The organism is Pelagerythrobacter rhizovicinus (assembly GCF_004135625.1).
Classification (GTDB): domain Bacteria; phylum Pseudomonadota; class Alphaproteobacteria; order Sphingomonadales; family Sphingomonadaceae; genus Pelagerythrobacter; species Pelagerythrobacter rhizovicinus.
Window position 1 is genome coordinate 465,506 of sequence record NZ_SDPV01000001.1, and the last position, 18,038, is coordinate 483,543.

12 protein-coding genes are annotated in these 18,038 nt (G+C 66.3%); 6 read left to right on the forward strand and 6 right to left on the reverse strand.

Features of this window, described 5'->3' with window-relative positions; translation table 11 throughout:
- Positions 1–41 precede the first annotated feature (41 nt).
- Positions 42–1,280, forward strand: a complete 1,239-nt coding sequence (locus tag ETX26_RS02285; protein ID WP_225425464.1) for a TetR/AcrR family transcriptional regulator — start codon at positions 42–44, stop codon at positions 1,278–1,280.
- On the opposite strand, the gene ETX26_RS02290 is transcribed toward ETX26_RS02285, so the two are convergent.
- From ETX26_RS02290 to ETX26_RS02310, 5 genes are read right to left on the reverse strand one after another with little or no spacing between them, the layout of a single operon-like run.
- Positions 1,281–2,591, reverse strand: a complete 1,311-nt coding sequence (locus ETX26_RS02290; protein WP_129523075.1) for an MFS transporter — start codon at positions 2,589–2,591, stop codon at positions 1,281–1,283. It abuts the gene before it with no gap.
- A gap of 4 nt (positions 2,592–2,595) precedes the next feature.
- Positions 2,596–3,666, reverse strand: a complete 1,071-nt coding sequence (locus ETX26_RS02295) for an acyl-CoA dehydrogenase family protein (RefSeq protein ID WP_129523076.1) — start codon at positions 3,664–3,666, stop codon at positions 2,596–2,598.
- Between the two features lie 15 nt (positions 3,667–3,681).
- Positions 3,682–4,893 (reverse strand): acyl-CoA dehydrogenase family protein, encoded by a 1,212-nt coding sequence (locus ETX26_RS02300; RefSeq protein ID WP_129523077.1) that lies wholly within the window; start codon positions 4,891–4,893, stop codon positions 3,682–3,684.
- Positions 4,894–4,907: 14 nt separating this feature from the next.
- On the reverse strand, positions 4,908–6,437 hold the full coding sequence (locus tag ETX26_RS02305; protein WP_129523078.1) for an MFS transporter: 1,530 nt from the start codon (positions 6,435–6,437) through the stop codon (positions 4,908–4,910).
- A complete protein-coding gene (locus ETX26_RS02310; protein ID WP_129523079.1) occupies positions 6,434–7,738 on the reverse strand; it encodes an acyl-CoA dehydrogenase family protein in 1,305 nt (434 codons plus the stop codon). The genes ETX26_RS02305 and ETX26_RS02310 overlap by 4 nt, the downstream gene beginning before the upstream one ends.
- 183 nt (positions 7,739–7,921) lie before the next feature.
- Here ETX26_RS02310 and ETX26_RS02315 point away from each other — a divergent pair, with 183 nt between their 5' ends.
- From ETX26_RS02315 to ETX26_RS02335, 5 genes are all read left to right on the forward strand, one after another.
- The gene (locus ETX26_RS02315; protein WP_129523080.1) at positions 7,922–8,446 is read left to right on the forward strand and encodes an RNA polymerase sigma factor; all 525 of its coding nucleotides are present in this window, start codon (positions 7,922–7,924) and stop codon (positions 8,444–8,446) included.
- A 57-nt stretch (positions 8,447–8,503) separates the two neighbouring features.
- A complete protein-coding gene (locus ETX26_RS02320; RefSeq protein ID WP_225425465.1) occupies positions 8,504–9,403 on the forward strand; it encodes a FecR family protein in 900 nt (299 codons plus the stop codon).
- 2 nt (positions 9,404–9,405) lie between these two features.
- Entirely contained in the window at positions 9,406–11,760 is a 2,355-nt protein-coding gene (locus ETX26_RS02325) for a TonB-dependent receptor (RefSeq protein ID WP_129523082.1), read from the forward strand.
- Between the two features lie 75 nt (positions 11,761–11,835).
- A complete protein-coding gene (locus ETX26_RS02330) occupies positions 11,836–15,039 on the forward strand; it encodes an autotransporter outer membrane beta-barrel domain-containing protein (RefSeq protein WP_129523083.1) in 3,204 nt (1,067 codons plus the stop codon).
- Between the two features lie 131 nt (positions 15,040–15,170).
- Positions 15,171–17,009, forward strand: coding sequence for a sensor domain-containing diguanylate cyclase (locus ETX26_RS02335; RefSeq protein ID WP_129523084.1), 1,839 nt, complete (start codon positions 15,171–15,173; stop codon positions 17,007–17,009).
- A gap of 17 nt (positions 17,010–17,026) precedes the next feature.
- On the opposite strand, the gene ETX26_RS02340 is transcribed toward ETX26_RS02335, so the two are convergent.
- Positions 17,027–18,037: a fumarylacetoacetate hydrolase family protein gene (locus ETX26_RS02340; protein WP_129523085.1), complete on the reverse strand. Its 1,011-nt coding sequence runs from the start codon at positions 18,035–18,037 to the stop codon at positions 17,027–17,029.
- Position 18,038: the final 1 nt, after the last annotated feature.

Sequence of the window (18,038 nt, forward strand, 5' to 3'; positions counted from 1 at the left end):
TTTGCCCGCGCTATTGTAACGGGCCTGACATGGGGGACGCGATGGCGAGCAAGAGTGCCGAGACGAGGCGGTTTGGCGAGAAGCGCCAGGCCATCATCCATGCCGCCTCGGTCCTGATCAACGAGGTCGGGGTCAAGGCGACGACCTTGTCCGACGTCGCTAGCGCGATCGGTCTCAACGCCACCAGCATCACCTATTACTTCTCGCGCAAGGAACAGCTCGTCGTCGCGGTTTACGAGGCGACGCTCGACCTGATGGAAGAGATGGCGCGCGACGCGCTCGCGGCGCCCGATCCAGCCTCGCGCATGCGCCGCTACATCGCCGAACACGTGGCTCTGCGCCGACGCATCCGAGGCGGCGAGAAAGGACTGGTGACGGCGCTGTCCGAAATCCGCACGCTCGATGCGGATGCGCAGGCGCCGCTGCTCGCGCGCTACCGCACGGTGGTGAAGCTGGTGCGCGGCTTCTTCGGAGAGGCGCGATCCGACCGCGAGCATGCGCTGTTTTCCGCCCGCGCGCACATATTGCTGGAGGCGATGATGTGGTGGCCCGTGTGGTCGCTGCGCTATTCCTCGCTCGACTTTCCGCGGGTCCAAGAACGGATGTTCGACATCCTCGCCCACGGCATTCCGGCCGAACCGGACCGCTGGTGCCCTCGGTCCTTGCCCGATGGCGGCTGGCGCACGCCGGAAGCGGCGAAGCCAAGCCAGAACGACGAGTTCCTGCGCGCCGCCACCGTCATGATCAACCAGCGCGGCTACCGCGGCGCGTCGGTCAATCGGATCGCGAAGTCGCTCAACGTGACCAAGGGCAGCTTCTACCATCACCACGACGCCAAGGACGATCTCGTGCTCGCGTGCTTCCAGCGCAGCTACGATCGCCTGTCCGCCGTGCAGATGTCCGGCCAGACGATGGAGGCGGATCACTGGACTCGTCTGTCGAGCGTGCTGCGCGAGCTGCTCGACGTCCAGTTCTTCGACGCCATGCCCTTGCTGCGCACGACCGCGCTGCAGTCGCTCGACAGCGATCAGAGGGTCGACGTGGTCACGCGCTCCAACCGGCTCGCGCGGCGCTTTGCGGGAATGCTGATCGACGGGATCGCCGACGGCTCGGTCCGCCCGATCGATCCGCTGGTTGCCAGTCAGATCATCATGTCGACGCTCAACAGTGCCTACGAGGCGCGCAATTGGGCCGAGCGGTTCGGCGATCCTGAACTGGCGATCCGAACGTATGTTTCGGCGCTGTCGTCGGGACTGCTCGCGCCGCCCGCCGTCGATTGATCAGCCGCTGGCGAGATCGCGCGGTTCGCGCACCCGGAGGACGAGCAGCAGCAGCGCGATCGCCAAGGCGCCGAGCACAATGGCGAACAGGGGCGTGAAGCCCCAGATCGCCACGACAAGCCCCGCGAGCACCGGCCCCGCTGCCGCGATAGCGCCCTCGAATGTGGTAACGAAGGCGAGCCGCATCGGCGTGTCTTCGCTGTTGCCGAACTCGAGCACCATCGTGCTCGCGGCAAGCAGCCAGCCCGAGGCTCCGAAGCCGAGCAGGACGAAGGCGCCATAGACAGGCCCGGCTGACGCAGCGAAGATCAACAGCACTACGCCGCCGATGGAGCAGAGCAGCGATAGCGCATAGACGATGCGGAAGCCGAAGCGGTCGCCCATGGGGCCCCAGAGGATGTTGGATACCGTGTCGGAGCCCAGGAATACGAAGCTGAGGCCTCCGATCAGCGCTCCGTCGAGTCCCAGAAGGCTACCGGCATAGACAGTCCAGAACGGCGCACCGACGCGAGCCATGGTGGAGAAGCTGTGCGCACCGAGGAAATTGGCGAAGTCCCGATCGGCGAGCAGCTCGGGAAATTCCCGAATGCGCTCGCGAAGGGGGAGCTGCGGGCGCGACAGCGGGGCGGCAGGCTCGCGAATCATCGTCTTGAGTACGACCAGCCCCGCGCTGGTGAGCAGGAACGCGAACAGGAACGTCGTTGCATAACCATTGCCCAGCCAGTTGCCGGCGATGAACCAGTTACCCGCGACCCAGGCGAGCACTGCGGCGATCAGCCCGCCCGCGAAATTGCGGTATCCCTGCAGCCGCCCGCGCTTCCGGATCGGGATCAGCTTGCTCATCAGCATCTGGAAAGCGACCCGCTGCGCCCCGGTGAAGAAGCCGAGCAGCACGAAGAAAGCGAACGTTGCGACAAGCAGCAGGTTACCGGTCAGGAACCAGCCCGCCAGCGCAAGACCAAGGATCTGCAGCCGCATCAGCGAACCGACGCGGATCGCATAGGGGAGGATGTGACTGCGATGCTCTATCCGCGCGCCGCTGGCGATCGGGCTGATGGTCGCGCCAAGCTGCAGCAGCGCGGTGCCGAGCCCGACGGCTGCCGCGCTGCCGGTGAGCAGCATCAGGTAGGCGGGGATGATCGTGGGAGCGTAGATCAGGCGAAAGCCCGTCATGCCCAGCACGCCATGGATGAAGTTCGCGCGGTAGTTGCGCTTCAGGTTCTCGTCGACGAACCGCGCATGATCGGCCAGCGCCCGCTGTTGGGCGCTGGCCGATCCGGCTAGACCTTCGGGGTCATCGAGCGGATCCAATGCCTCAATAGCCGCCGATCCGGGCGAACCGGTCGCGCAGGTAGGAGGTGTTGCCCCAACTCGCCTCGAGCACGCGGGCGCGCTTGAGGTAGAAGCCGATATCGTACTCGTCGGTCATGCCGATGCCGCCGTGGAGCTGAATGCCTTCACGGCTCATCGTGTGAAGCACGCGGTTGGCTTCGGACTTCGCGATCGCCGCGGCGCGGGGAATGCCGAAGCCGCTGTCGAGCGCCTGGAGGCCGCCCTCGACCGCGGAACGCATCATGGCAAGATCACCGAAAAGGTCCGCCATGCGGTGCTGCAGCGCCTGGAAGGTGGCGAGCACCTGATTGAACTGCACGCGCTGCTTCAGATACTCGAGCGTGGTGTCGAACACGGCCTGGGCCATGCCGAGCATTTCGCAGGCGGTCAGGATGCGCGCGCGGTCGAGCACGTCGTCGAGCAGGCTGTCGCCGCCGCCGGCGAGCTTGTCCGCCGCCGCGCCGTCGAACGTCACCTCGGCATGGCTGCGCTGGTCGGTCAGCTTGCGCGTGGAAAGCGCCACGCCATCGCCGTTCTCGACCAGATAGAGCCCGTCCGCCGCCGCGACCACGAACAGGTCGGTGCTATGCGCTTCGTGGACGAAAGCCTTGGTGCCGGAAAGCTTCCCGCCCGATACGCTCGCGGCGATCTTCGCCGGGTTATGATGCGGCCCTTCGTCGATGGCGAGCGTGCCGATCGTCTCGCCGCTTGCGAGCTTCGGCAGCCATTTCGCCTTCTGCTCCTCGCTGCCGCCGAGCACGATCGCCGTCGCGGCGAGCGTCGTGGCGACGAGGGGGCTTGCGGTCAGCGTCTTGCCCAGTTCCTCGACCACCAGCCCGGCCGAAAGCCAGCCGAAATCCGATCCGCCGTGCGCCTCGGGCACGACGATACCGGCCCAGCCCATCTGCGCCATCGCAGTATAGGCCTCGCGGTCGAATGCCTCGGGCGCGCCGCTCGCGCGAACCTTCCGGAAAGCCGCGACCGGGCTTTCGTTCGTCGCCCATTCGCGCGCCATGTCGCGCAGCATTTCCTGTTCTTCGTTGAGAACCGCCATGTTCCTCGCGCCCTCTTACTGGTGGTCGAGCATGCCAAGCACGCGCTTGGCGATGATGTTGTTCTGGATCTCGGTCGAGCCGCCGTAGATCGTGGTTGCCTTGCCGAAGAGCCAGGCGCGCACGCCGGAAAGCTCGGCGTCGGTGAAGCCTTCGCCCTCCCAGCCGAGGCCCTGCAGGCCCATGATCTCGATCATCAGCTCGGCGCGTTCCTGCCCGAGCTTGGTGCCGAGCTTCTTGAGCACCGAGCTGATCTCGGAGACGCCACCCTGCGCCTTGCTTTCCTCGGTCGCGCGGCGCGCGGTGAGGAGGAAGGCACTCCAGCGGATCTCGAAATCGGCGATCCGGTCGCGCAGGACCTTGTCGGCGATGGCGCCGCTCTCGTCGGTTTCGACGTACTTCTTGGCGATGTCGGCCAGGCTCGCGCCCATCATCCGGGCCAGACTGCCGCCGCCGGACAGGTTAGTGCGCTCGTGCTGGAGCAGGCGCTTGCCGATTGTCCAGCCCTGGCCTTCCTCGCCGACCAGGTTTTCCTTGGGCACCTTCACGTCGGTGAAGAAGGTTTCGCAGAACGGGCTCATGCCGCTGATCATCTGGATCGGACGGACTTCCACGCCCGGCGCGTCCATGTCGATCAGCAGGAAGGAAATGCCCTTGTGCTTGTCGCTCTTGTCGGTGCGCACCAAGCAGAAGCACTTGTCGGCCCACTGCCCGCCGCTGGTCCAGGTCTTCTGACCGTTGACGACATAGTGATCGCCCTTGTCCTCGGCGAAAGTCTGGAGATTGGCGAGGTCGGACCCGGCGTTCGGCTCCGAATAGCCCTGGCACCAGCGGATCTCTCCGCGGCAGATCGGCGGGATGTGTTCCTTCTTCTGCGCTTCGCTGCCGTATTCGAGCAGGGTGGGGCCGAACATCATCACGCCCATGCCGCCGATCGGATTGTACGCGCCGGCCTTGGCCATTTCCTCGTTCAGGATCGCGGCCTGCCTGCGCGTCAGGCCGCCGCCGCCGTATTCCTTGGGCCATGTCGGCGTGCCCCAGCCGCGCTCGCCCATCGCCTCGCGCCACTTACGTTGCGGCTCGGTCTCCTCGGTCGGCCCATCGACTCCGGCAAGAGCGTTGCCCTTGCCTTTGAGCTCGGACGGGAAGTTAGCCGCCAGGAAATCGCGCACTTCTTCGCGGAAGGCGTCGTCCGCACTTGGCGGTTGCAGGTCGGGCTGGGTGGCCATGCTTTTCTCCTCGATTACCGGGCGGGGCCGCCCAGCGGCGCATCGCGCTGTTGTTGTTCTAGCGCCTCGGCTTCTCGGGCGCGAAGAATATCCATGTTCCGCTCGTGCCGGGCGCGCGTGATGGGGTAGAATACCAGTATCAGCGCGCCGATCGTCCAGAGCGAGATTGACGTCGGAATATAATGCAGCAGCAGGCTGTCGACCACGGGACCTGCGATCGTCGCAGGGTCCGCCTGCTCGGGGAACTCGGACCAGGCGAGCACCAGCCCCGCAACGAAAATGCCGAGCGCGTTGGAACACTGCTGCATGAAGCTCGAAGCGGCGAAGAACGTGCCGGCAGTATGCCGGCCGGTCTCCACCGCGCTATCCTCCACCACGTCCGCGAGCATCGAGCTGGTGTTGATGAGCGAAATGGCAACCATGGCGCCGTAGACCGCGCCGATCACGAACAGCGTCGGCACCAGCAGCGGATCGCCCGGTTCGAAGAACAGGCCGAGCAGGCTCAGCAGCAGCGGGCTCAGCCCGATGGCCACGCCGAGCACGGCGAAGACCATCGAACTCGTCCGCTTCCCGAACCATCTCGAGAAGATCGGCGCAAGCGGCGCGGCAATCGTCGCGGCGACGAAGCTGTCGAGCGTAAGCAGCGCGAGCTGGGTCGTATCCAGCTTGAACAGGAACGTGCTGAAGTAGAGCGTCGTCGCGCTGTAGAGTCCGATTGCGGTGTACTTGAATACGCCGAAGCCGAAGATGGCGAGGAAGGCGCGGTTGCGGAAGGCCGCGAACATCTCCGCCAGGTGATCGCGCAGACGAAGCTTGGGAGCGCTGCCTACCGGGTCCGCCTGCCGTAGATAGGGGATACGATTGTGGGTCCCCGCTGCACAGACAAGGATCGCGAGGAAGATCAGCACCGCCCCCAGCGCGGCGAAGTTGGCGTAGCTTGCGGGGTTGAGCTGGCCGCGCGGATATTCGGGCGATTCGATGAAGATGAACGCGAGCGAGAAGGCGGTGAAGCCGTAAACGCCGGCGTAGCCGAACCAGTAACGGAGCGAGAACAGCCGGGTGCGTTCGGTGTAGTCGCCGGTCAGCTCCGGCGCCATCGCCGACGCATTGATCTCGAACGCACTGATCGCTGCGCGGGTCGCGGCGGCGAAGGCGAATATCCAGAAGCCGAGTTGCACATGGCTAAGCCCCTGCGGCGGAAACCAGGTAAGAAAGAAGAAGATCGTCGTCGGGATCGCCGCTGCATACATGAAGGGGTGCCGCCGTCCCCAGCGCGAGCGGGTGACGTCGGCCCAGCGGCCAAGGAACGGATCGACGATGGCATCGACCAGCAGCGTGCAGGCGAGGGCGGTGCCGACGATCGCCGCCGGCACGCCGACTACCTGATTGAAATAGAGCATCAGGTAGCTCGAGAAGGCGGCGCCCTTGATGCCGTTCGCCATCGCGCCCGCGCCGTAACTGACGCGCGTGCCGAAGCCCACCGGCGGCGAGGCGGGCGCGGCGGTGCGAGCGGTGCTGTCCGACGCGGCGCTCGCCGCGGTCATGCGGCTTGCTCCGCCGCGTCGGTGATCTCGTCCAGCGGATCGTAGAACGCCTGCGCCGCGGCGCGGCGATGGATCAGCGAGTACTCAGGGAAAATCGGGTCGGCGACGTCCCGGTACTGGCGCAGATGCTGCTTGGCGACGGTCACCTTGTGCACCTCGGTCGGGCCATCGGCGATGCCCATCACCATCGAGGCGACGAGATTGCCAACGAACTGCATCTCGTTCGACACGCCGAGCGAACCGTGGATATGCACGCAGCGCGCGGCGATGTCGTGGTAGACCTTGGGCATCAGCGCCTTGATAGCCGCGATGTCCTTCCGGACCTTGCGGTAGTCCTGGTACTTGTCGATCATCCACGCGGTCTTGAGCACGAAGAGCTTGAATTGCTCGAGCTCGATATAGCTGTCGGCGATCTGCATCTGGACCGCCTGATAGTCGGCGATCGTGCCGGTGCGAGTCTTGCGGCTGACCGCGCGCCTGCTCATCATGTCGAGGAGGCGGCGGCAGTTGCCAACCGTGCGCATGGCATGGTGCACGCGTCCGCCGCCGAGCCGGGTCTGCGAGATTGCGAAAGCGCCGCCACGCTTGCCCAGCAGGTGATCGGCCGGGACGCGAACGTCGGTGTAGCGGATGTAGCTCTCCGAACCGTCCTGCTGGCCGTAGACGCCCACGTTGCGCACGATCTCCACGCCGGGGGTATCCACGGGCACGATGAACATGCTCATCCGCTCATGTCGCGGCGCCTCGGGATCGGTCACGGCCATGACGATCAGGAAATCCGCCCACTTGCCGTTGGTCGAGAACCACTTCTCGCCGTTGATCTTCCAGTGATTGCCGTCGAGCTCGGCGCGGGTGACGAAATTGGTCGGATCGGATCCGCCTTGAGGTTCGGTCATCGAAAAGGCCGAAACGATCTCGTTCTCGAGCAGCGGCTGGAGATACCGTTCCTTCTGTTCCGGTGTGCCGTAGTGTGCGATGATCTCCGCATTGCCGGTGTCGGGCGCCTGGCAGCCGAACACGATCGGCGCGAAGCTCGCGCCGCCCAGAATCTCGTTCATCAGGCCCAGCTTGACTTGGCCGTAGCCCTGTCCCCCGAGTTCCGGGCCCAGGTGACAGGCCCATAGGCCCTTCGCCTTCACTTCTTCCTGCAGCGGGCGGACAAGCGCGTTGCGTCTGGGATTCTTCACGTCGTATGGGTGGATGCCGAGCATCCCCAAGGGTTCCACCTTTTCGCGGACGAACCCTTCCATCCAGTCGAGCTTCTCTTGAAACTCGGTCTCGGTTTCGAAATCCCAGGCCATCGCTCTTCCCGTTGTCGCCGCCCCTTTGGGGTCTGTCGCGAATCAACATACCCGTTTTTTGAAACACTACAAGCGTAGGTCGGCCGGTTCGCAAAGGAGCTGGCGCGAGATCCAGGGGTGGAAACCCACCTTTCCTGCACGCGGATTTTGACTTATCGCGCGCTGCCGTCATTGGTTTTGTCCGTGTCCAGCAATCGCGCGCCCAACGGTCTCGAAGCCGCCTTCCTCGCCAACCGCGAACGGCTGCTGCGTTTCCTGCGCGCGCGTGGCGCCGGCGATGCCGCGGAAGACCTGCTGCACGAAGTCTGGCTGAAGATCTCCACCGCGGCCGTCGGCCCCGTCGCCGCGCCGGTGGCCTACCTTTACCGCACCGCCGACCTGCTGATGATCGACCGCTACCGGTCCGAACGTCAGGCGCGCCGGCGTGACAAGGACTGGAGCGAGGCTGCCGCGACTGTGCCCGGCGTCTCGGATGCGCCTTCGGGCGAGCGCGTCCTGATCGCCCGCGACCATGCGCGCCTCGTGGCGGAGGCGCTAGACACTCTCGGTCCGCGGCCTGCGGCGATCTTCCGCCGGCACCGCATCGACGGCGTGCAGCAGCGGCAGGTGGCGGAGGAATTCGGCGTAAGCCTGAGCACGGTCGAGAGCGATCTGCGCCGCGCCTACCGCGCCATCCTTGAGGTCAGGGAGCGGATCGATGAGGCTTGAGACGCCCGGCTCCGTCTTCTTTCGCGAAGAGAGCACGCCATGAGGCAAGATGAACGGATGACCGACGAAGCGATTGCCTGGGCCGTGCAAACGGGAGACCCCTCGTTCGAGGATTGGGACGCATTCACAGCCTGGCTCGAAGCAGACCCGGCGCATGCGGACGCCTACGACCGCGCGATGGCCGCGGTGATGGATGCGGCCGAGGAAGGCCTCGTTGCGCCCGCCAACGACGCCGTTGCCGAGGAAGTGCCCGCCCGCGGCGGCTGGCGCTGGCTGGCGCTGGCGGCATCGGTCGTGCTGGTGGCGATGCTCGGTTTCATCCAGTTGCGCGACGCGAGCTACGTGGTCGAAACCGCCGCCGGGGAGACGCGCACGGTGGCGCTGGCGGACGGCAGCGACGTCACGCTCGGCGGCGCGGCGCGGATCGTGCTCGACCGAGACGACCCGCGGGTCGCGACGCTGGAACAGGGCCGGGCGCTCTTCAGCGTGCGGCATGACGACGCGGACCCGTTCGTCGTCGATGTCGGCGGGCATACGCTGGTCGATGCCGGGACGGTGTTCGATGTCGCGCGCGTGGGCAAGACCACCAGCGTGGCGGTGTCCGAAGGCGTCGTGCTGGTGAACCCCGAGCGCAAGCTCGCGCGGCTGGAGCCGGGCGACACGCTGAGCGTCACCGACGGAAGCGACGCCTATCGCCTCGGCACCGCGCCGGTTGCGCGAATCGGCGAATGGCGCGATGGCCGGCTCACCTTCGACGAAGCGACGCTGGGGGAGATCGCGCATGAGCTTTCAAGCAGCACCGGCATTGCGTTCTCCGCCGCGCCCACGGTTGCGGAGCGGCGCGTGACGGGCAGCGTCGCCCTTGCGCCGGTAAAGCAGAATCCGCAGGCCGTCGGTCCGCTGTTCGGCGTCGCCGTGCGCCGCGAAGGAGATAGCTGGATCATCGATCGACCCTGACAATGCGCGCATCCCTGCCGATAGCCCTGATCGCCCTGGTGGCCGCGGTCCCCGCGCAGGCGGAGGAAGTGCGGGTGAACGTACCGGCCGGGCGCGGCGGCGAAGCGGCCGCTGCGATTGCGCGGCAGACGGGCACCAGCATCGTCATCTCCGACCCTAAGCTTGCCGCCCGCCGGGTGCCGGCCATCCGCGGGACTTTCACTGCGCGCGAGGCGGTTCACCGGCTGGCTCGCGCTCTCGGAGCACGCCCGGTCAGCGCCGGCGCGATGGGCTGGCGGCTCGTGGTGGACCGGCAAGCCCGGACACACAAGCCGGCCTCTCGCCGTAAACCCACCCGCGACGACGCGCCCGCGCCTCCGCCACCCGCTGTGGGGCCGCCGATCGTGGTCTCCGCCAGCAAGCGCGACGTGCGGCTGCGCGACTACGCCGGGCAGATCACGATCATCCAGGGTGATGATCTGGCGTTCGGCGGGCCGGGCGGGAGCGAGCGCATCGCCAACCAGGTCGCCAGCGTCACCTCGACCTATCTCGGTAGCGGACGCAACAAGCTGTTCATTCGCGGCATCGCCGATTCGAGCTTCACGGGGCCGACCCAAGCGACCGTCGGGCAGTACCTCGGCGACCTGCGGCTCAGCTACAATTCGCCCGACCCCGACCTCCGCCTGTCCGATATGGAGAAGGTCGAGGTGCTGGAGGGGCCGCAGGGGACGCTCTACGGCGCGGGCTCGCTCGGTGGGATCATCCGGCTCGTGCCCAATGCGCCCGAGCCCGGCGTCGTCTCCGCATCCGCCAGCCTCGGCGGCTCGGCGACCACGCATGGTGCTCTGGGGGCCGATGCGGGGGCGGTGATGAACCTGCCGCTCGCGGGCGAGGCGGCGACGCTGCGACTGGTCGTCGATGCAGAGAGCCAGGGCGGATATATCGACAAGCTGCTGCTCGGCCGCGACGACGTCAACCGCACGCGCATCTACGGCGGCCGTGCCTTTGCCCGAGCCGACCTGGGGGGTGGCTGGACGGTCGACCTGATCGGGCTCGCCCAACGGATCGACGGTGAGGACAGCCAGTATGCTGACCGCAACGGCCCGCCGCTGACGCGATCCGCGCGGGTGGTCGAAGGATTCGATGCCGACTACCTGCATGGCCAGATCGTCGTCAGCGGGGAGTTCGGCGCGATCCGCTTCCGGTCGTCGACCGGCGTGGTCGATCAGGAGCTTCAGGAGCGGTACGACGCGACCGAGCCGGACGAGCCCACTCGTGTGTTCATCCAGAACAACGATTCGCAGATGATCGCCAATGAAACGCGGCTGTGGCAGCCGATGGAGGACCGCTTCGGCTGGGTCGTGGGCGCCAGCTTCACCCACAACCGCACGCGCCTGACCCGCAGCTTCGACGCGGCGGAAGTCATGCGCGCGAGCACCGGCGTCCGCAACGGCGTGGACGAGGCGACCCTTTACGGCGAGGCGAGCTACCGCCTGCGCGATGGGCTGGTCGCGACGGCCGGCGGCCGCGTCACGCGCTCCGAACTCGACGGCGCGGGCGAGGACGTCAACCCGATGATCGCGCTCGCGCGCTCCGAAGTGACGGCACAGCGGCACGAGACGGTGTTCCTGCCCTCTGCGTCGGTCACGGCGAACCTCCTTTCGGAGACCGCGCTCTACATCAAGTATCAGGAGGGGTTCCGGCCCGGCGGGCTCGCGATCGACGGCGAGTTCGTCCGCCGCTTCCGCAGCGACCGGACTGCCACGCTGGAGATCGGCGCGCGCCACGGCCGCCCCGGGGCGGGGCCGTTCGATCTCTCCGGCAGCCTGTCCTTCACCCGCTGGCGCGATATCCAGGCGGATTTCATCGACCCCTTCGGACTGCCGACCACCGCCAACATCGGCGACGGGCAGGTCTGGACGGCAAGCTTCTCCGGCGGTGTGGCGGTGACGCCCGGCCTGCGCCTCGAAGCGGGCCTGTCGTGGAACCGCAGCCGGATCGAAAGCCCGCGCAACTTCCTGTTCACCAAGATCGGCCAGGTGCCGAACATCGCCAATGTCAACGCGCGGGCGGGGTTCGACTACCACCGGGCGATCGGTCGCGATCTCGTCCTCACAGCGCAAGGGTGGGCGCGCTACGTTGGCGAATCGCGCCTCGGAATCGGGCCCGAGCTTGGCGATCCGCAGGGCGATTACCTCGACAGCGGCCTGACCGCGCGCGTTGGGCGCGAACGGATGGGGGTGACGTTCAGCGTGACCAACATCTTCGATACCGAAGGCAACCGCTTCGCGCTGGGCACTCCGTTCGAGATCGGGCGTGAACAGATCACGCCGCTGCGTCCGCGAACCTTCCGTCTCGGGCTCGATTTCGCGTTCTAGGGATTTTTTTGCCGGCGCCCCAAGGTTGGTGTGTGACGGCTCCGTCCTGCTGGTCGACAAAGGACCGGAGGATACATGCACCGCTACCTGCTCGCGACGACTGCGATCGCCGCACTTGCCACGCCGCTTTCCGCCCAGACCGTGATTTCGGACGACCGCACCCAGCCGGTGCGAACCTCGACGATCAAGAACGGCTCGCCCGACTCGATCCGCATCGACAAGAACGGCTCCGTCGTCGTCAGCAGCGGTACCGCGGTGACGATGGACAGCAACCACGGGGTCACCAACGAAGGTGAGATCAAGATCACCAACGCCAACGGCGCAACCGGCATCGCGGTCGCGGCAGGCACGACCGGCGACATCGTCAATTCCGGCACGATCACGATCGACGAGACCTACACGCCTGAAGACATCGACAAGGACGGTGACCTCGATGGGCCTTTTGCGGTCGGAACCGGACGCGCTGGTATTCGCACGCAGGGCGCACATACGGGCGATCTCTCCAACAGCGGCAAGATCGTGGTGGAAGGCAACGATTCCGCGGGCATCGCACTGGGCGGGCCGCTGACGGGCGATTTCACGCACAATGGTGAGACCAGCGTGCTCGGCAGCAACTCGGTTGCCGTCAGCGCCCAGGACATCACCGGCGATGTACGCCTGGCGGGCAAGGTGACCGCTCAGGGCGAAGGCGCGGTTGGCGCGCACTTCGCAGGCGATGTCGACGGCGCAATGGTGGTCCAGGGCCAGGTTTCCTCGACCGGCTATCGTTACCCCACGCCGCCCTCGAACGCTTCGAAGCTTGACGCCGACGACAAGCTGCAGGGCGGATCCGCGCTGGTCATCGAAGGCAATGTGACCGGCGGGATCGTGCTGGCGGCCGCACCGAAGGACGCCGACAAGGACGACGCCGACGAGGACAAGGATGGCATCCCCGATGCCAATGAAGGCACGGCCGCGATCGTTTCCGCCGGCGAGGCCCCAGCTATGGTCATCGGCGCCGCGGATCGCGACATCGCGATCGGTGCGGTTGCCGGCAGCGGTAACAACTTTGGTGTAATCATCGAAGGCAGCATCACGGGCGACGGGGTTTATGCCGGCGTCGACGGTAACGGCCTGGTGATCGGTGGCCGCGGCGGCGCGGTGAGCATCGCGGGCGGCATTGCGAACTCGGGCACGATTGGTGCCAAGTCGGTCGATGCAAGCGCCACCGCGCTGCGGATCGGCGCCGATGCAACAGTGCCCGAGATCCGCAATTCCGGCACGATCGGCGCCAGCAGCGGCAAGACCGAGGATTCGATCGCAACGGCGATCGTGATCGACGAAGGTGCCGATGTGGATACGGTCCGCAACAGCGGCACGATCAAGGCGGCCGTGTCCGGCAAGGACGGCGCGGCGACAGCAATCATCGACCGCAGCGGCGGAGTCGAGCTGGTCGAGAACAGCGGCGTGATTACCGCGGAAGGGGCCGACGCGGCCTCCGGTCGCAACGTCGCGATCGATCTGACCGCCAACGCCACGGGCGCGACCGTGCGCCAGACCGCGGTTGCCTCGGGGAAGGATGCGCCCTCTATCAAGGGTGACGTACGCTTCGGGGCCGGCGACGACGTGTTCGAGATCGCCGACGGGACCGTCAGCGGCAACGTGACTTTCGGCGCCGGCAGCAACGAACTCGCGCTCTCCGGCGACGCCAAGCAAACCGGTACCGTCACCTTCGGTGGCGGCGGCGACACGATGAGTCTCGCCGGTTCGTCGGTGTTCGACGGGACGGCCGACTTCGGCGGCGGCGCGGACGTGCTGACGCTGGCAGGCTCGGCGCGCTTCTCCGGCACGCTGACGAACGCCGGCAACCTTGCGGTCACCGTATCGGGCGGTGTGCTCGACCTGTCGCGCCCGACTTCTATCGGTTCGCTCGAGGTGGGCTCGGGCGCGATCCTCAACGTCACGCTCGACAAGGACGCGGGCGAGGGCACGCTGATCGACGTCGCCGGCACGGCTAGTTTCGACGAGGATTCGAAGCTGCGCTTCCGCCTCGCAGACATCGACGAGGCCGAGGGGCGCTATGTCGTTCTCACCGCGGGTGACCTGCAGATCGGGGATGAACTCACGGGCGACAACACACTCCTCCCCTTCATGTACAAGGCGACCATCGACGCCGACGAGACCGCCAACGAGTTGGCAGTCGAGATCGGGCGCAAGACCACAACGGAACTGGGCCTCAACCGATCGCAGTCTACCGCTTACGACGCGATCCTGGATGCTCTTGGCGAGGACGACGAGATCGCCGACGTATTCCTCAACATCACCGACGGCGAGGCCTTCCGCGATACGGTCACGCTGATGCTGCCCGACCACGCAGGCGGTGCCTTCGAAGGGGTCAGCTTGGGCACGCGGACCATGGCGCGCTTCCTTACCGATCCCCAGGGGCCGATCGAACCGTCGTCCAAGATCCACCTGATCTTCGACGCCGGCGGCTGGGGCTCGAACAAGGACGAAGGGGATACTGCCGCTTACGACCAGAGCGGCCTCGGCTTCGCTGCGGGCGCGGAGATCGCCACCGGCCTCGGCCGCTTCGGTGGCACGATCACCTATCTGTGGAATCGCCACGATATCGGCGATACGAGCTCGGTCCACTCCGGCACGTACGAGCTGGCGGCGCACTGGGTCGGCAAGTGGGGCGGCCTGCAGACGTTCGCCCGCGCCGGCATCGGTATGGTGAACTTCGAAGGCACGCGCTATTTCGACGCGACCGTTGGCGAGGACATCATTTCGCGCGATGTGGAGCGCGAATGGGATGGCACCGTCACCAGCTTCATGGGCGGTGCCTCGTTCGAAGGAGGAGGACAGTTCTTCTTCTTCCGTCCCTCCGTCGTGCTCGATTACGTGCGCCTGAAAGAAGATGGCTATACCGACACCGGCGGCGGCGCGGGCCTGAATCTCACGGTTGCCGAACGGACCAGCGACGAGTTTGCCGTCAACGGCGGCCTCACCTTGGGCGTCGATCTCAAGGGCATGCGTGCGCGCGACGCGAGCTGGTTCCGCATCGAGGGCGAAGGCGGATGGCGCGAGATTCTCGGCGGCGGGCTGGGCGATACCACCGCACAGTTCGAAGACGGCGATCCCTTCACGCTTCAGGCAGAGCAGAGCGTCAACGGCTGGTACGCGCGCTTGCGCGCCATCGGCGGCGACGAGGCCTTCACCATTTCTGGCGAGGCCGGTGCCGAGGAGCGTCACAACGATGTCGGCTTTACGCTGCGAGGCACCATCCGCATGGGGTTCTGAGTCCCTCCCCCCGGCCCGCCGTTGCGCGGGCAGGTCGTGCCGCCCGGTCCCGTCCGCCGGGCGGCACATTTTTTCGGCACAGCGAGGGTGCGCCCTTGCGAAATCTTAACCGCTCCCGGCCATGAAGGGGAATGGCCGGGGTTCAGGGCAGCGTACAGGAATCGGGGTTGCGCACCTTCGGGTTCGCGCTCGCGTTTTTCGGCGTAACTTCGCTCACGATCTACTCGACCCGCTTCAGCGGCGGGCTCGCCCTCGTCTGGTTCGGCACCGCGATTCTCGTGGCTCTGCTGGTCAACGTGCCTTATCGCGCATGGCCCCGCACGACGATCTTCTTCGCCAGTCTCAGCATCTGCGCGACGACACTGTTCGGCTTCGGTCCGCACGCTGCCGTTCCGCTGGCGCTGGTCAACATGTTCGAAGCGCTGGTCATCGCAACGCTCCTGGTGCGGTTTCGCCCCGAGCGCGACTATTTCGAGAACTGGTCCGGTTTCGTGAAGCTGATCCTGGTCGGCGGAGCCGTCGGGCCCGCTCTCGCGGCTCTCCCGGGCGGAGCTCTCGTCGCGGCCGAAGTCGGCGGCGGATGGTGGAGCCACTCGATCGAGTGGTTTGCAGGTCACGGACTCGGTACCCTGCTGGTATTGCCGCTGGCGCTCCTGCTTGCGCGCGGGAATTCCTCCGGTCTTGCGAAACTGCGTGCGAGGCGTGGCTGGGGCGAACTGATCTGCCTTTCGCTGTTCAGCGTCGGCATTGGCTGGACCGCGTTTTACCAGACGGCCTATCCGCTCCTGTTCCTGCCGATCCTGCCGCTCATGATCGCCTGCTTTCTCTTGGGCCGGATCGGCGCTTCGATCTCGGTTCTACTGACGGCTCTCGTCGCCTTCGCCTCGCTCGCGGCAGGCGCCGGCCCGTTCGCGGCCCTGTCCGTCCCGTTGGCGGAGAAGGCGATGTTCCTGCAATTCTATCTGGTGGTCATCCTTCTGGTTTCTCTGCCCGTGGCGACCGCGCTCAAACATCGCGAGATCCTGCACGCGAACATCCTCCATCGGGAGGCATTGCACCGGATGATCTCGGATCATTCTGACGATGCGCTGCTGAGTCTGGACGACGCGGGGCGTATCCGCTTCGCATCGCCCGCCGGCGTGCGGCTAAGCGGGCTGGATGATCTCGATGGCCGGCCGCTTTCCGTCTTTTTCGAGGAGGCCGACGCGTCATTGATCGAGAACGCACTCGCGCAGGCCGGAGCGTCCCCCGGCATGACCAAGGTGATCGAACGCGCCGTGGCTACGCGCGGCGCGACCGTCTGGCTCGAAGCGAAGATCCGGGCCGTGGAAGGGCGTCAGGGAGCTTCCGTCAGCTATGTCGTCACTGTTCGGGATGTGACCGTCCGCAAGAAGGAGGAACTGCAGGCGATGCGCGATGCCTGCACGGATCCGCTCACGGGTCTGCCCAACCGCCGCGCCTTCATCAAGGATCTGGAGCCGGCATTGGCCGCGGCGGGCGAACGCCCGTTCTCGCTCGCGATCATCGATCTCGATCATTTCAAGGCGGTCAACGATCGCTACGGACATGACGTCGGCGATCTCGTGCTCAAGCACGTCGCGAAGATCATGCAGCGGCTGTCCGACGCCGATTGCCTGTTCGCCCGGCTGGGCGGTGAGGAGTTCGGGATGATCGCCTGGCACGATACGGTGACTGCTTCCGCCGAACTGTGCGAACGGTTGCGCGAGGCGATCAACGAACACCAGATCCGGGATGCCGACGGCGTCATGTTCGGCGTCTCGGCGAGCATCGGCCTCGCGCGTCTGGACCAGCCCTGCAGCGCGACGCTTGCGCTTCAGACCGCCGACTCGCCGCTCTATTCCGCCAAGGCCGCCGGGCGAAACCGTGTCCATGTGGCGCAGGGGGCGCCGGGCTGGAAGTATCGAACCGAAGGTACGGACGAGCGTCACCGCCTGATGCAGTGCGCCTAGGCGGTGCGCCCGCTAGCTCATGCCTGAACGACCTCCTGTTCGATCTTCCCGAAGATCGAGTGACCGTCTTCATCCTCCATCCAGATCGCCACGCGGTCACCGGGCGCCATGAAGCGGGTCTTCGCTTCGCCTTGGGCGATCGTCTCGATCATGCGGATTTCGGCGATGCAGGAATAGCCGGCGCCCCCTTCGGCGACCGGCTTGCCGGGACCGCCGTCGGCGTCCTGGTTGGAGATCGTACCCGAGCCGATGATGGCACCCGCGCCGAGGTTGCGCGTCTTCGCAGCGTGCGCGACCAGGTCGGCGAGACTGAAAGTCGCATCCTGGCCGGCATTGGCGCGCCCGAACGGTTCGCCGTTGTAATCGACCATCAGCGGGCGGTGGATCACGCTATCCTTCCACGCATCGCCCAGTTCGTCCGGCGTCACCGCCACCGGGCTGAACGCGGTCGCGGGCTTGGACTGGAAGAACCCGAATCCCTTGGCAAGCTCACCCGGGATCAAGCCCCGCAGGCTGACGTCGTTGACCAGCATCAGCAGCTTGATGTGCTCCGCCGCCTGCTCGGGGGTGGTGCCCATCGGCACGTCGTCGACGATGCAGGCGACTTCGCCTTCCATGTCGCAGCCCCAGGCCGTGTCCTTGAGCGGAATGTCGGCCCGCGGGGGCAGGAAGTCGTCCGACCCGCCCTGATACATCAGCGGATCGTGATAGAAGCTCTCGGGCACCTCGGCGCCGCGCGCCTTGCGCACCAGTTCGACATGGTTGATGTAGGCGGAACCGTCGGCCCACTGGTAGGCGCGCGGCAGCGGCGAATGCGCCTCGCGCTCGTGGAAGCGCTCGCAGGGCACCGCCTGATGCTCGACATCGCGGTAGAGAACCTCGAGCTTGGGCGCGATCTCCGCCCAGTTGTCGAGCGCGAATTGCAGCGTCGGCGCGATATTGTCGGCCGCGCAGTACCGGGTGATGTCTTTCGAGACGACGATCAGCTTCCCGTCGCGGGTTCCGTCGTTGAGCGTCGCGAGCTTCATA